Annotated in this window: 12 protein-coding genes and 1 rRNA gene; 8 read left to right on the plus strand and 5 right to left on the minus strand. The window is 51.8% G+C overall.

Features of this window, described 5'->3' with window-relative positions:
• Window positions 1-26: 26 nt before the first annotated feature.
• From mioC to ravA, 4 genes are all read right to left on the minus strand, one after another.
• Complete coding sequence (gene mioC, locus CWS43_RS15145) at window positions 27-470, minus strand: FMN-binding protein MioC (RefSeq protein WP_101077840.1); 444 nt, start codon at window positions 468-470, stop codon at window positions 27-29.
• An 89-nt stretch (window positions 471-559) separates the two neighbouring features.
• Window positions 560-1,021 carry a transcriptional regulator AsnC gene (gene asnC / locus CWS43_RS15150; protein ID WP_095924057.1) on the minus strand — a complete coding sequence of 154 codons (462 nt, stop codon included), beginning with the start codon at window positions 1,019-1,021 and terminating at the stop codon, window positions 560-562.
• 20 nt (window positions 1,022-1,041) lie between these two features.
• Window positions 1,042-2,511 (minus strand): ATPase RavA stimulator ViaA, encoded by a 1,470-nt coding sequence (viaA, locus tag CWS43_RS15155; protein ID WP_101077841.1) that lies wholly within the window; start codon window positions 2,509-2,511, stop codon window positions 1,042-1,044.
• A 2-nt stretch (window positions 2,512-2,513) separates the two neighbouring features.
• The gene (ravA, locus tag CWS43_RS15160) at window positions 2,514-4,022 is read right to left on the minus strand and encodes an ATPase RavA (RefSeq protein ID WP_101077842.1); all 1,509 of its coding nucleotides are present in this window, start codon (window positions 4,020-4,022) and stop codon (window positions 2,514-2,516) included.
• A 268-nt stretch (window positions 4,023-4,290) separates the two neighbouring features.
• Between ravA and kup the strand changes: the two genes are divergently transcribed.
• The 7 genes from kup to rbsR all read left to right on the plus strand — a co-directional run bounded on the left by kup (window position 4,291) and on the right by rbsR (window position 12,206).
• Window positions 4,291-6,159 (plus strand): low affinity potassium transporter Kup, encoded by a 1,869-nt coding sequence (gene kup, locus CWS43_RS15165; protein ID WP_101077843.1) that lies wholly within the window; start codon window positions 4,291-4,293, stop codon window positions 6,157-6,159.
• 214 nt (window positions 6,160-6,373) lie between these two features.
• Window positions 6,374-6,793 carry a D-ribose pyranase gene (gene rbsD / locus CWS43_RS15170; protein WP_101077844.1) on the plus strand — a complete coding sequence of 140 codons (420 nt, stop codon included), beginning with the start codon at window positions 6,374-6,376 and terminating at the stop codon, window positions 6,791-6,793.
• Window positions 6,794-6,800: 7 nt separating this feature from the next.
• Window positions 6,801-8,306 carry a ribose ABC transporter ATP-binding protein RbsA gene (gene rbsA, locus CWS43_RS15175; RefSeq protein WP_101077845.1) on the plus strand — a complete coding sequence of 502 codons (1,506 nt, stop codon included), beginning with the start codon at window positions 6,801-6,803 and terminating at the stop codon, window positions 8,304-8,306.
• A gap of 6 nt (window positions 8,307-8,312) precedes the next feature.
• Window positions 8,313-9,284 carry a ribose ABC transporter permease gene (gene rbsC, locus CWS43_RS15180; RefSeq protein ID WP_101077846.1) on the plus strand — a complete coding sequence of 324 codons (972 nt, stop codon included), beginning with the start codon at window positions 8,313-8,315 and terminating at the stop codon, window positions 9,282-9,284.
• Between the two features lie 23 nt (window positions 9,285-9,307).
• Window positions 9,308-10,198, plus strand: coding sequence for a ribose ABC transporter substrate-binding protein RbsB (rbsB, locus tag CWS43_RS15185; RefSeq protein ID WP_101077847.1), 891 nt, complete (start codon window positions 9,308-9,310; stop codon window positions 10,196-10,198).
• A 67-nt stretch (window positions 10,199-10,265) separates the two neighbouring features.
• Window positions 10,266-11,195, plus strand: coding sequence for a ribokinase (gene rbsK, locus CWS43_RS15190; RefSeq protein ID WP_101077848.1), 930 nt, complete (start codon window positions 10,266-10,268; stop codon window positions 11,193-11,195).
• Window positions 11,196-12,206, plus strand: a complete 1,011-nt coding sequence (rbsR, locus tag CWS43_RS15195; protein WP_101077849.1) for a ribose operon transcriptional repressor RbsR — start codon at window positions 11,196-11,198, stop codon at window positions 12,204-12,206.
• Here the strand turns inward: rbsR and CWS43_RS15200 are convergent.
• Window positions 12,189-12,878, minus strand: a complete 690-nt coding sequence (locus CWS43_RS15200; protein WP_101077850.1) for a FadR/GntR family transcriptional regulator — start codon at window positions 12,876-12,878, stop codon at window positions 12,189-12,191. The two genes, rbsR and CWS43_RS15200, sit on opposite strands and share 18 nt — an antisense overlap.
• 532 nt (window positions 12,879-13,410) lie before the next feature.
• Between CWS43_RS15200 and CWS43_RS15205 the strand changes: the two genes are divergently transcribed.
• Window positions 13,411-13,628 (plus strand): 16S ribosomal RNA (locus tag CWS43_RS15205); the annotation flags it as partial.

Raw genomic sequence — 13,628 nt, forward strand, 5'->3', positions numbered from 1 at the left:
CACATCTGATCGCCTGAAATTTACACTTATTTGATCAAATTAATCCAATTGAGGACCCAAACCTCAGCAGGATCTTCAGGAATTTCGTGTTGAGTCACGTCGATCTCAAGACGATCACCGATCCGTTTAGCCCCTAACGAGGTCAGTTTCTGATCCAAGGTGCCGATCGCACCACAGAAGGTGTCATATTCGCTGCTGCCTAAACCTAAGGCACCAAAACGCACTTTAGACAGATTGGGCTGCTGATCTTCCAGCTGTTCCAAAAAGGGCTGTAAATTATCAGGCAGTTCACCCGCACCGTGTGTTGAACACACCATCAGCCAGATCCCGTCCTGCGGGACTTCATACAGCTCCGGGCCATGAAACATCTCGGTAGAAAAACCGGCTTCTTCCAGTTTCTCTGCCACGTGTTCTGCCACATATTCGGCGCTGCCAAGCGTACTGCCACTGATCAGGGTAATGTCTGCCATTGTGCTCTCAACCCGAGAAAAGGAGGCTATTGTACGCTGTGAATGAGCTGGGATCTACCTGTGGATAATAGGGGTATAGAAATGGAGGCTCAGGGTTGGATAGTCCGTGTGATGGGGTTCTGCAGGGAGATCAAGGTCTCCGTAGACTGGATCTCGTCAATGGTCTGGATCTTGTTGATAAGTACGTGCTGGAGGGAATCAATGGAGCGGCACATGATCTTAATGAAGATGCTGTAATGGCCGGTGGTGTAATAGGCTTCCACCACTTCTTCTATACTCTCGAGCTTTTTCAGCGCGGACGGATAATCCTTGGCACTTTTGAGAATGATGCCGATAAAGCAGCAAACGTCATAACCCAGCTGCTTTGGGTTCACGGTGATATGTGCGCCGGTAATGATGCCTGCCTGCTTCATCTTCTCGACGCGTACGTGAATGGTTCCCGGGCTGACGGTAAACACTTTAGCCAGCTCAGCGTAAGGTGTGCGGGCATTTTCCATCAACGCGTTCAGAATCCCGCGATCCAGCTCGTCGAGCTGATAGATTTCAGTCATGGTTTTCTTTCTCTTTAAACTTAATTTCTCTGCCAGCGTCGCTGAACGCGGCTTTTAACGCCGGTATCAAAGCGCCAGATATGATCGAATATGCGCAGAATTCCGGGCTTTCCGTAGTGTGACATTGCCAGCGCATGGAAACGGTGCTGCTTTTCCCGTTGCAGCAATTTTACTTTTCTCTGCACCTCATCGGGTAAGCGCTGGGCAATAAAATCTGAGATGACGACCGCATCTGCGTCGTGCCATTGCGGAGAGGCCAGTTTATCCAGCGTGGCATTGAGGCAGGCGGCCAGATCGGTACCGCCGCGGAAATGCTGCCCAAGAAAGCGTAACGCCTGATCCAGGCCGCCGGCAGAAGTCAGCTCGTAATGGATCACTTCGCTGGCAAACAGCATGATGTAACACTTACGGTTATCGGCGAGCGCGATTTTCAGCAGTGCCAGGCAGAACGCTTTCGCACATTGCTCATTGAAACCGCCCATCGAACCTGAGGTATCCACGCAGACCACAAAGGGGCCACGCGGCTGCGGTTCCTGCTGCTGGTGCACCACCGGGCGCTTAACCACTTTCTCACGCCAGACATCGCCTTGCAGGCGGTACGTCATCAGACGTTTTTCCAGCAGACGCCGGTAAAATTCATATTCCAGTTCAGGCATTCCCAGCGTGACAAGCTCTGTTGGCATCAGGCGCAAGATATCATCACTCTGATGAATACCATTCACTTCTTCCGGCACTGTTGCCGGCTCGCGCACCATCAGCCTTCGGGTTTCCATTTTTGCATCTTCATGCGGGCTGGTTTTCACCGTCTGGCTGCGCCCGAGCTGTTCTGCCAGTTTCATCAGCTCCGGCTGCTGCTGGAGGAAAGCGCCAAAACGCGCCAGCGACTGGATATCGCCACGCAGACGCTTTCCTTTACTCATATCCCACAGGCGCCCGGCTGCTGTGTCATTTTCTGCTAATAAAGGAGAGAGCTCGCTGCTCAGCTCGAGACGTTGTAGCAATTCTTCCTGAAGCTGTTCCTGCTCCTGTTCCAGCAACTGATGATGAACGTTCACCGTCTGGAATGTCAGGTTCAGGCGCCAGCGCTGGAGGAATAAGGTCTGAAAGCTGTTACCGGTCTGCGCTGTGCGGGAGGTTTCATTATTGTCCCGTAAGGTACGGGCTTCGGTCGCAAACGGGGAATTCAGCCGCGCCAGCTCATCAAGCAGGGAGCCCAACTCTGACTGAAACGCCACGGCATCAGTTTGCTGACAATGCTGATAGAGATAAAACTCTTTTGCCAGATCCGGGGGCACGGGGGTTTCGTGGATCCTCTGGCGCAGGCGTAATTTCCACTCAGGAAGATCCCGGGTCAGTGCGCGTTTGAGCCGCGGAAACTTCTCGAAGAAAACCGCCAGGGCTGGCGCGGCCAGTAACCCGACGATCAGTTCCTCGATCAGTTCCCCTTCGCTGATGGCCAGCAGAAGATCCAGTGATTCCAGGGTAAACACGATCAGTGGCCGCTGAAGGTTTGTTGCTGGAGGCGCAGCTGTTCAGAAACCTGCAACAGGCTGGCTTCAATCTTTGCCATCCACGCCGCGGGAACAAACAGGCAGTTTTGCTGCTGGCTGAATTCATGTCTTTGCTGAGTCAGTTTTGCCGTGAGTTCACTCAGCGTATTTTTCATTTCGTCCGGTACCGCAATGTGCTCGTTACCCGGCAGCGTCAGCGGCGTACTTTGGCGGCTGACATCCAGCACTAGCAATTGCTGCTTATCATCAATTTCGGCATCAACCGTTTGAACAAAACCAATCCCGTTAAGTTTGGCCTTCAGAACGCCACCTTTATTTATCCACTCTTCCAGAACGCTGCGTTCAAAAAGCAGATGCGTGACTTTAATCTCGTGCAGATGCAAAGGCGTTTGCAGTAACAGCGTCACTCCGCTGGCAACGAGCGTATCCGGCAGGCTGTATTGTGGCTTACGGCTGAAAATACCGGCTTTTTTGCTCAGCTTAATCGACTGGCGTGAGCTTTGTTGCTGCTGGTATTGCATCCATTGCTGGTTGAGCTGCTGGATTTTCATCAGCAAGGTTTGCTGCTGATAAGCCTGTTCGGTGATCAGTTGCTCTATTTGGGTTTGCAGCAGCTGATAGGTATTCAGGTCATGCCACAGACAATCTTTCAGCAAAATCAGATCGATCGGAGTGATAGTATTCCGGCCGCTGAAAAAGGCGCAGGCCTGCAACAGGCGGAGTGCTTTTTTCCAGCGACGGTCAGAGACATAGGGCGCCGTATCCAGGGCATCAAGACGCTGGCGAAGCTGAAAAATCAGTTCAAAGCCACTGTCTGAAAGATTGACTTTGTCGATCTCCGGCTGCCATTGTTGGTATTCTTCATCGCTGATACTCAGGGATTCCGCCACCGGATTGGTGCTTTCATTGTTACGGCTGGTTAGCAGTAAGCGGAAATTCTGCTTATCCTGCACTTTATCCAGCCACAGGCGGATCAGCATGCGGTCATACAGTGCTTCCAGGCCGCCGTCGGCTTCGGGCAATTCGTTGGAAGCGCTGACCAGCAAACGCAGCGGGATCGGTTCTTCGCGCTCGCCATTACGGAAACGGCGTTCGTTGATGGCCGTCAGCAAGGTGTTAAGGATAGCGGGACCCGCTTTCCAGATTTCATCAAGGAAGACAATTTCCGCTTCCGGCAGATAACCTTCGGTCAGACGCAGATAGCGGCCTTCATCTTTCAGGGCCTGAATCGACAGCGGACCAAAGACTTCTTCCGGGGTGGAAAAGCGCGTCATCAGATATTCAAAAGCACGCGCATGGCGGAAGGCAAATTTCAGGCGACGGGCGATCAGGCTTTTCGCGATGCCTGGCGGGCCGAGCAGAAAAACGCTCTCGCCGCACAGGGCCGCCAGCAGGCACAGGCGTATGGCATCTTGCCTCTCGTACAGACCATGTTCTAATGCGTTAGCAAGACGGGCTATCCGTTCTGCCAGAAGGGGGGATTGCGCCATACTGTCTCTTCCGGTTTCCATTTAGTTGTTGAATAGTGTACTGGCTTATAACGATATGCCACGTTTATTTTTATCGCTATAGCTTGTTGATTACTAAAAATTTTCTATTATCAGAAATGTGACCTCGTTCATCTGAACGCCGGTTTAGCTGCACATTTAAGGGTAGGCAATCTTATTTATTCGTGCATACTGTGCGCCTTTTAGTGGGCATCATTAGACTGAGCGCACGCATCGCTTACGGATGTTCGAGCAAAAAAAGAATCGAAATATGAGCACTGAACATAAACGGTCACTCCCAGCAGTAACCCTGGCCGCCATTGGTGTGGTCTATGGCGACATTGGTACCAGCCCTCTCTATACCTTAAGAGAGTGCTTTTCTGGTCACTATGGTTTCAACGTTGAGCCCAGCGTCGTTTTTGGTTTTCTCTCTCTGATTTTCTGGATGCTAATCCTCATTGTTTCGCTCAAATATCTCACTTATGTGATGCGCGCGGACAACGCAGGTGAAGGCGGTATTCTGACACTGATGTCTTTGGCGGGCAGAAATACATCAGCGCGCACCACGGCGGTTCTGGTTATTCTCGGCCTGATCGGCGGGAGTTTCTTCTATGGTGAAGTGGTCATCACGCCGGCTATCTCAGTGCTTTCCGCTATGGAAGGTCTGGAAATCGCCGCGCCTGCCCTTGATCCTTATATCGTCCCTCTTTCTATTACTGTCCTGACGTTGCTCTTCATTATTCAAAAGCACGGCACCGGCATTGTGGGCAAACTCTTTGCACCCGTAATGTTGCTGTGGTTCCTGTCGCTGGCGGTTCTTGGTGTAAACAGCATCATGCAAAACCCGGAAGTATTGCGCGCCATGAACCCTATGTGGGCGGTTAACTTCTTTATTGAACATAAGTCTTTCTCCTTCCTGGCGCTCGGCGCGGTCGTGCTGTCGATTACGGGTGTGGAAGCGTTGTATGCCGATATGGGACATTTTGGAAAATTCCCGATCAGGCTGGCCTGGTTCACCGTGGTGCTACCTTCTCTGGTGCTGAACTATTTTGGTCAGGGCGCATTGCTGCTGAAAAACCCGGAGTCGATCAAAAACCCGTTCTTCCTGCTGGCACCTGACTGGGCGCTGATTCCGTTACTTATTCTGGCGACGTTGGCAACCATCATCGCGTCTCAGGCCGTCATCTCCGGTGTGTTCTCCCTGACCCGTCAGGCTGTGCGTTTGGGCTATTTACCGCCGATGCGCATTATCCACACCTCAGAAATGGAAGCGGGTCAGATCTACATCCCTGCGATTAACTGGCTGCTTTATTTCGCGGTGGTTATCGTGATTGCCAGCTTCGAGCATTCGAGTAATCTGGCGGCGGCTTATGGTATTGCCGTCACCGGCACCATGGTGCTGACCAGCATTCTTTCCTGCACGGTGGCGCTTAAAAACTGGCACTGGAAACCGTTCCTGGTGGGTATTTTGCTGGTTGCCCTGCTGTTTATGGATATTCCGCTGTTCGCTGCGAATGCCACGAAACTGTTCTCCGGTGGCTGGCTGCCGCTGACGCTGGGTCTGTGCATGTTCATCGTCATGACCACCTGGAAAAGCGAGCGTTTCCGTCTTATGCGTCGCATGAACGAGCACGGTAACTCGCTGGAAGCGATGATTGCTTCCCTTGAGAAGTCACCGCCGGTTCGTGTTCCGGGGACGGCGGTTTATATGTCGCGCGCCATCAATGTTATTCCGTTTGCGTTGCTGCACAACCTCAAACACAACAAAGTGTTGCATGAACGAGTTGTCCTGCTGACGCTGCGAACGGAAGATGCGCCTTATGTGCATAACGTCCGGCGCGTCACCATTGAGCAGCTTTCGCCAACGTTCTGGCGCGTGGTCGCGAGCTACGGGTTTAAAGAAACGCCGAATGTGGAAGAAGTCTTCCACCGCTGCGGCCTGGAAGGTTTACCGTGCCGGATGATGGAAACGTCGTTCTTTATGTCGCACGAATCGCTGATCCTTACCAAGCGTCCGTGGTATCTGTATTTTCGCGGCAAACTGTTTATGGCGCTCAGCCGCAACGCCTTACGGGCTCCAGACCAGTTTGAGATTCCGCCGAACCGCGTTATCGAACTTGGCACGCAGGTAGAAATCTAAATCCTATTTCTGCTTCATACAGGGCACCTTCGGGTGCCCTGTTTTATATCTGTTTCTCCCTTTCTGAATGACTAACTCAAATTGCTGATCGTTTTCTGAATCATGCAGCGAAACGTTTCGACGGCGATCACAATTTCATCAAATCATCGTTGCCTTGTGCGGTAAGTTTCATACACTCCTTCGTGAGCGAAACGTTTCGCTGTAGGAGTTTACAATGAAGAAGTCACCGCTGTTAAATGCCGAAATCTCAAATGTTATTGCCCGCTTAGGTCATACCGATCAGCTGGTTATTGGCGATGCCGGTCTTCCGGTGCCAGCAGCTTGCCAACGCATCGATCTGGCGCTAACCCAGGGCGTCCCCACCTTTCTCCAGGTTTTAGAGGTAGTGACACATGAGATGCAAGTTGAGCGGGCTATCCTCGCAGAGGAAATCCTCACCAAAAATCCTCAACTCCATGAAGCGTTACTCGCCCAATTGACACAACTCGAGCAACACCAGGGAAACACCATTGCTTTGGATTACGTCAGTCATGAGGCATTCAAAGCGCAAAGCGAAAAAAGTCGGGCTGTCATCCGCAGCGGGGAATGTTCGCCTTACGCGAACGTTATTCTGTGTGCCGGCGTAACCTTCTGAGGCCTTTATGCAACCTTTGCTGAAACTGACAGGGATTGATAAAGCCTTTCCCGGCGTAAAAGCACTTTCCGGCGCGGCGCTCAGCGTCTATCCGGGGCGTGTCATGGCGCTGGTAGGTGAAAATGGCGCGGGCAAGTCCACCATGATGAAAGTGCTGACCGGCATCTATCAAAAAGATGCCGGCTCAGTACAGTTTCTTGGAAAGGAAACCCTCTTCAACGGCCCGAAAGCTTCTCAGGAAGCGGGGATTGGCATCATCCATCAGGAATTAAACCTGATCCCACAGCTGACCATCGCTGAAAACATTTTTCTTGGCCGTGAGTTCGTCAACGGTTTTGGCCGCATCAGTTGGAAGAAGATGTACGCCGAAGCCGATAAACTGCTGGCGCGTCTGAATCTGCGTTATAAAAGCGACCGGCTAGTCGGTGAATTATCGATTGGCGACCAGCAGATGGTTGAGATCGCCAAAGTGCTGAGCTTTGAATCCAAAGTAATCATTATGGATGAGCCGACGGATGCGCTCACCGATACCGAAACGGCCTCTTTATTTAACGTCATTCGCGAACTGAAAGCTGCCGGATGCGGCGTGGTGTATATCTCCCATCGCCTGAAAGAGATTTTTGAGATTTGCGATGACGTCACCGTATTCCGTGACGGTCAGTTTATTGCCGAACGTCCGGTCAGCGAGCTGCAAGAAGATACGCTGATCGAAATGATGGTTGGCCGTCGCCTGGAAGAACAGTATCCGCGTATTAACCATGAACGCGGCGCATTGCGTTTGCAGGTTCGTGATGTTTGCGGGCCGGGCGTCAATAATGTCAGCTTCGATTTGTACAGCGGCGAAATCCTGGGTATTTCAGGGCTGATGGGCGCAGGCCGTACTGAGCTGATGAAAATTCTCTACGGCGCGTTGCCGCGTAAAAGTGGTTACGTTTCGCTGGATGGTCGTGAAGTCATCACACATTCTCCGCAGGACGGGTTGGCGAACGGCATCGTTTACATTTCCGAAGACCGTAAGCGCGATGGTTTGGTGCTCGGGATGTCAGTGAAAGAAAACATGTCACTGACCGCGTTGCGCTATTTCAGCCACGGCGGTGGGCGTTTGAAACATGCCGATGAGCAACAGGCTGTGGGCGATTTCATCCGTCTCTTCAATATCAAAACGCCATCAATGATGCAGACTATCGGCCTGCTTTCCGGCGGGAATCAGCAAAAAGTGGCGATTGCGCGCGGATTAATGACGCGGCCAAAAGTTCTGATCCTCGACGAACCGACACGCGGCGTTGATGTTGGCGCGAAAAAAGAGATTTACCAGCTTATTAACCAGTTCAAGCGCGAAGGGCTGAGCATCATTTTGGTCTCCTCAGAAATGCCGGAAGTCATCGGTATGAGCGACCGGATTCTGGTGATGCATGAAGGTCATTTAAGCGGTGAATTCCCGATAGAACAGGCTACGCAAGAAGTGTTGATGGCAGCCGCTGTCGGCAAGCAATACGGCGTGACGCAGGAGTAATCAGATATGAGTTCTCAGACATTGCCAGCCAAAAAGCGCTGGATTAGTAAAGAGTGGTTGTTAGAGCAAAAGTCTCTGATTGCGCTGCTGGTGTTGATTGCCGTGGTTTCTTCCATGAGCCCGAATTTCTTCACGGTCAATAACCTGTTCAATATTCTTCAGCAGACGTCGGTCAACGCCATTATGGCCGTGGGCATGACGCTGGTTATTCTGACTTCCGGCATCGATTTGTCTGTCGGCTCTTTGCTGGCGCTGACCGGTGCGGTTGCCGCTTCAATTGTCGGGCTGGAAGTTAATGCGCTGGTTGCCGTGGCGGGTGCGTTGGCGCTGGGTGCCGCCGTCGGTGCCGTGACCGGGATGATTGTCGCAAAAGGTAAAGTACAGGCCTTTATCGCTACCCTGGTCATGATGTTACTGCTGCGCGGTATCACCATGGTGTATACCAATGGCAGCCCGATCAGCACTGGCTTTAATGATGTGGCCGATGTATTTGGCTGGTTTGGTATCGGCCGCCCGCTGGGCATCCCGACACCGGTCTGGCTGATGGCAGTGGTGTTTATTGCGGCCTGGTACATGCTGCATCACACCCGATTAGGACGTTATATCTATGCGTTAGGGGGTAACGAATCCGCAACGCGTTTATCAGGTATCAGCGTCGATAAAGTCAAAATTATCGTCTACTCCCTGTGTGGTTTGTTAGCCGCTCTGGCCAGTATCATCGAGGTAGCGCGTTTATCTTCTGCGCAGCCAAATGCGGGTACAGGCTATGAGCTGGATGCGATTGCCGCTGTGGTATTAGGGGGAACCAGCCTGTCCGGGGGTAAAGGGCGCATTGTTGGAACGCTGATCGGTGCATTGATCCTTGGCTTCCTGAATAACGGTTTGAACTTATTAGGTGTTTCTTCCTACTACCAGATGATCGTAAAAGCAGTTGTCATTCTGCTGGCGGTTCTGGTGGATAACAAAAGCAACAAATAAACTCTCCTACAGGACTTATGACCATGAATATGAAAAAACTGGCTGTCTGGGTTTCCGCCGCAGCGATCACCGCTTCCTTCAGTGCAAACGTTCTGGCGAAAGATACCATTGCGCTGGTCGTTTCAACTTTGAATAACCCGTTCTTCGTTTCCATGAAAGACGGCGCGCAAAAAGAAGCCGATAAACTGGGCTACAACCTGGTGGTTCTTGATTCTCAGAACAACCCGGCGAAAGAACTGGCCAACGTGCAGGACCTGACCGTTCGTGGCACCAAGCTGATGCTCATCAACCCGACCGATTCTGACGCGGTAGGTAATGCCGTTGCGATGGCAAATCAGGCGAAAATCCCGGTGATCACTCTTGACCGCCAGGCAACGAAAGGGGTTGTTGCCAGTCATGTTGCTTCTGACAACGCCTTCGGCGGAAAAATGGCCGGTGATTACATCGCCAAGAAATTGGGCGAAAACGCTAAAGTTATTGAACTGGAAGGTATCGCCGGGACGTCAGTTGCCCGTGAGCGTGGTAAAGGTTTCGCTCAGGCTGCCGAAAAACACCACTTCCAGATCCTCGCCAGCCAGCCTGCTGACTTCGACCGCACCAAAGGTCTGAACGTTATGCAAAACCTGCTGACCGCACATCAGGACGTGCAGGCGGTCTTTGCTCAGAATGATGAAATGGCACTCGGCGCATTGCGTGCCTTGCAGACTGCCGGTAAAACTGACGTGCTGGTTGTCGGTTTCGACGGCACAGAAGACGGCATCAAAGCGGTCAATGGCGGCAAAATGGGCGCTACCGTGGCACAACGCCCTGAACAAATCGGCGTAATCGGCGTCCAAACCGCAGATAAAGTGCTGAAAGGCGAAAAAGTTCCGGCGGTTATCCCTGTAGATTTGAAACTGGTTGCTCAGCCGTAATACCCTCTTTATCTAAGCTGTAACAGCGCCTCTACCCGGAGGCGCCATTTGACTCAGGGCTCCTCACATGAAGACAGGCAAACTGGTGGTACTCGGCAGTATCAATGCTGACCACATTTTGAATATCAACCATTTCCCGCAGCCGGGTGAAACCGTAATCGGTAAGCAATACACCGTGGCTTTCGGCGGTAAAGGTGCAAACCAGGCGGTCGCCGCCGGTCGCAGTGGCGCTGATATCGCCTTTATTGCCTGCGTTGGGGATGATGATATTGGCGAGCGCGTTCGCAAGCAGCTGGCAAGCGACCATATTGATACGCAACCTATTGAAGCCATCAAAGAGACAACCACCGGTGTAGCGCTGATTTTTGTGAATGCGGAAGGTGAGAATGTCATTGGTATCGATGCGGGGGCAAACAAAGCTGTCACGCCTGACTATCTCGAACGCTACAAACAAAACGTTATCGATGCTTCTGCGCTGCTGATGCAGTTGGAATCTCCGCTGGAAACGGTTATCGCAGCGGCGAAGCTGGCGAAAAATAACGGCACGCAGGTCATCCTTAATCCGGCCCCGGCCTGTGAACTGCCTGATGAATTACTGGCGCGCGTGGACATGATCACCCCTAACGAAACCGAAGCCGAAAAGCTGACAGGGGTTAAAGTCGAGAATAATGATGACGCCACACGTGCCGCCCGCGTACTGCATGATAAAGGTATCGCGACGGTCATCATTACGATGGGGAGTAAAGGTGTCTGGCTGAGCCAGAACGGCGAAGGCAAGCAGGTAGCCGGGTTCCGCGTGAAAGCTGTCGATACCATCGCCGCCGGCGATACCTTTAACGGTGCACTAGTCACTGCGTTGCTTGAAGGCAAAGCCATGGACAGCGCCGTGCGTTTCGCCCATGCCGCTGCCGCGATAGCCGTAACACGTCCCGGCGCGCAGCCCTCGGTTCCGTGGCGTAAAGAAATCGACGATTTTCTTGCACAACAGGAGGCCTGATTGGCCACCATGAAAGATGTCGCCCGCCTCGCGGGCGTTTCAACCTCTACAGTCTCTCATGTCATCAATAAAAATCGCTTTGTCAGCGAATCCATTGCCGACAAAGTGAATGCCGCTGTTGAACAGCTTAACTATGCACCGTCAGCCTTAGCCCGTAGCCTGAAACTCAATCAAACCCGTACTATCGGTATGTTGCTGACGGCCAGCAGCAACCCCTTCTATTCTGAAGTGGTGCGTGGCGTTGAGCGTAGTTGCTATGAACGCGGATACAGCCTCATCTTATGTAATACCGATAATGATGCGGAACGCATGAACCGCAGCCTGGAAACGCTTTTGCAAAAGCGCGTCGACGGGTTACTGATCATGTGTACTGAAAATCACCGGCCATCGAAAGATGCCATCAGCCGCTATCCTTCATTACCTATCGTGATGATGGACTGGTCGCCGTTTGAAGGTTCAATCGATGTGATTCAGGATAATGCGTTGCTGGGTGGAGAAATGGCGACGGACTATTTAATCCGTCATGGATACAGTCGTATTGCCTGCATTACCGGCCCGCTGGACAAAACGACGGCGCAGGAACGGCTGAACGGATATCGTCAGGCCATGAAAAAAGCCGGGCTGGAGATCCTGCCGGGTTATGAAGTCAGCAGTGACTTTGAATTTGGCGGCGGTCTGGTGGCGATGGAGCAGTTGCTGATGTTGCCCGAACCGCCTCATGCCATTTTTGCCAGCAATGATGCGATGGCCGTGGGCGTCTATCAGGCACTTTATCAGCGCGGATTGCGCGTGCCCGATGATGTCGCTGTCGTGGGATACGATGATATTCAGCTGGCGCAATATATGATGCCGCCGCTCACCACTATCCATCAACCTAAAGACTCGCTGGGGGAGCTGGCCGTGGATGCATTATTGCATCGTCTGCAAGAGCCTGAATCAGAGCCCCAGGTTTTAGTGCTGACTCCCGAACTGGTCGTGCGCCAGTCGGTAGGATCATTCATCCGCAAGTAACAAGCTTTGGCATTCCCGTTGCGCCGCATTAGCGTCACTGGCAATAATTGCATCTGTCAGGCGCTGATGATGTCCCAGCTTTATCACTTCGTTGCCGGTAATCGCGCGAAAGTAGCTCTGGTATACAGAACTGAATAAATTCGAGAAAGAAGTGAGAAAAGGATTCTTCCCCGCCTCATAGATGAGTTGGTGGAATTGAGTATCTACCGTTATCCAGCGTTCCCGGTCAAAACTCTTATGCAGCTGGCGCATCTCAGACATATATATAGAGAGCTGATGTTTTTGCTCTTTAGTGGCAGAGACAGCCGCAAGGGCACATGCCTGCGGCTCCAGCGCCCGGCGCAAAACAATAAAATGAGCCATCACTTCATCAAAGTTCTCACGTGTCATCCACCAGGTCAGTAATTCCTGATCGAGGAAATTCCAGCTGGACTGTGGCATCACCCGCGTACCAATACGTGGCCGCGGTAATAGCATCCCTTTTGCAGTTAACGTTTTGACCGCTTCACGCACCGCTGTCCGGCTGACGCCAAAAATCTCGCCCAGCTCGTTTTCACCGGGAAGGATAGAACCCTCCGGATACTCGCCAGACAAAATTCGCTGTGCAATCTTCTCCGCCAGTAAGTAAGAAAGGTTACGTTGAGCAGCCTGTTGATGTGCATTGAGTAGCATGTAAGGTATTCCTGAATGTCTTTCTCTTATTATAAAGGAGAGTTTACGCCAGCCTCTGGCTTTAAACTGACGCTTTTTGGGCTGGTTTAGATTGTTTATTATCCAATTCGGGCGGAATTGTTGAATTAGTGAACGGTTGATAGAATAATTGAAATTAGGGGTTGCGGCCTTCTGAGAACTCCCTATAATGCGCCTCCACTGACCGGGAACAACGACTGACAAGTCGCTCGGACAGGAAGAGAAAAAGATGAAAGTTCGAATGAATAATCTCTTGACTCTTCAGCGGGAAAACGTAATATACGCCTCCCGCGCCGCATAAGATTCCTTGCGAACCGCGGCATGCTCTTTAACAATTTATCAGACAATCTGTGTGGGCACTCACAAGACGATATCAGCCACTTCGGTGGCAAAAAATATCAAGTCTTAAAGAGTGACCAAGCAGTAATTCATTTAGGTGACTTGTTCACTTATAAGAGTACTACGAAAGTTAATTTTTGAGCATCGCTTCACTTGTTGAAGCAAATCGAACTTTTAATTGAAGAGTTTGATCATGGCTCAGATTGAACGCTGGCGGCAGGCCTAACACATGCAAGTCGAGCGGTAGCACAGGAGAGCTTGCTCTCTGGGTGACGAGCGGCGGACGGGTGAGTAATGTCTGGGAAACTGCCTGATGGAGGGGGATAACTACTGGAAACGGTAGCTAATACCGCATGACGTCGCAAGACCAAAGTGGGGGACCTTCGGGCCTCA

Origin of the sequence: Rahnella sp. AA, from assembly GCF_002834385.1 — a bacterium.
In the GTDB taxonomy this organism is placed as follows: domain Bacteria; phylum Pseudomonadota; class Gammaproteobacteria; order Enterobacterales; family Enterobacteriaceae; genus Rahnella.

Coding starts and splice junctions, on each gene's coding strand:
- rbsB (WP_101077847.1), top strand. CDS start 9,308: ATGAATATGAAAAAACTGGCTGTCTGGGTTTCCGCCGCAGCGATCACC.
- asnC (WP_095924057.1), bottom strand. CDS start 1,021: ATGACTGAAATCTATCAGCTCGACGAGCTGGATCGCGGGATTCTGAAC.
- rbsD (WP_101077844.1), top strand. CDS start 6,374: ATGAAGAAGTCACCGCTGTTAAATGCCGAAATCTCAAATGTTATTGCC.
- rbsA (WP_101077845.1), top strand. CDS start 6,801: ATGCAACCTTTGCTGAAACTGACAGGGATTGATAAAGCCTTTCCCGGC.
- kup (WP_101077843.1), top strand. CDS start 4,291: ATGAGCACTGAACATAAACGGTCACTCCCAGCAGTAACCCTGGCCGCC.
- ravA (WP_101077842.1), bottom strand. CDS start 4,022: ATGGCGCAATCCCCCCTTCTGGCAGAACGGATAGCCCGTCTTGCTAAC.
- rbsK (WP_101077848.1), top strand. CDS start 10,266: ATGAAGACAGGCAAACTGGTGGTACTCGGCAGTATCAATGCTGACCAC.
- rbsC (WP_101077846.1), top strand. CDS start 8,313: ATGAGTTCTCAGACATTGCCAGCCAAAAAGCGCTGGATTAGTAAAGAG.
- mioC (WP_101077840.1), bottom strand. CDS start 470: ATGGCAGACATTACCCTGATCAGTGGCAGTACGCTTGGCAGCGCCGAA.
- CWS43_RS15200 (WP_101077850.1), bottom strand. CDS start 12,878: ATGCTACTCAATGCACATCAACAGGCTGCTCAACGTAACCTTTCTTAC.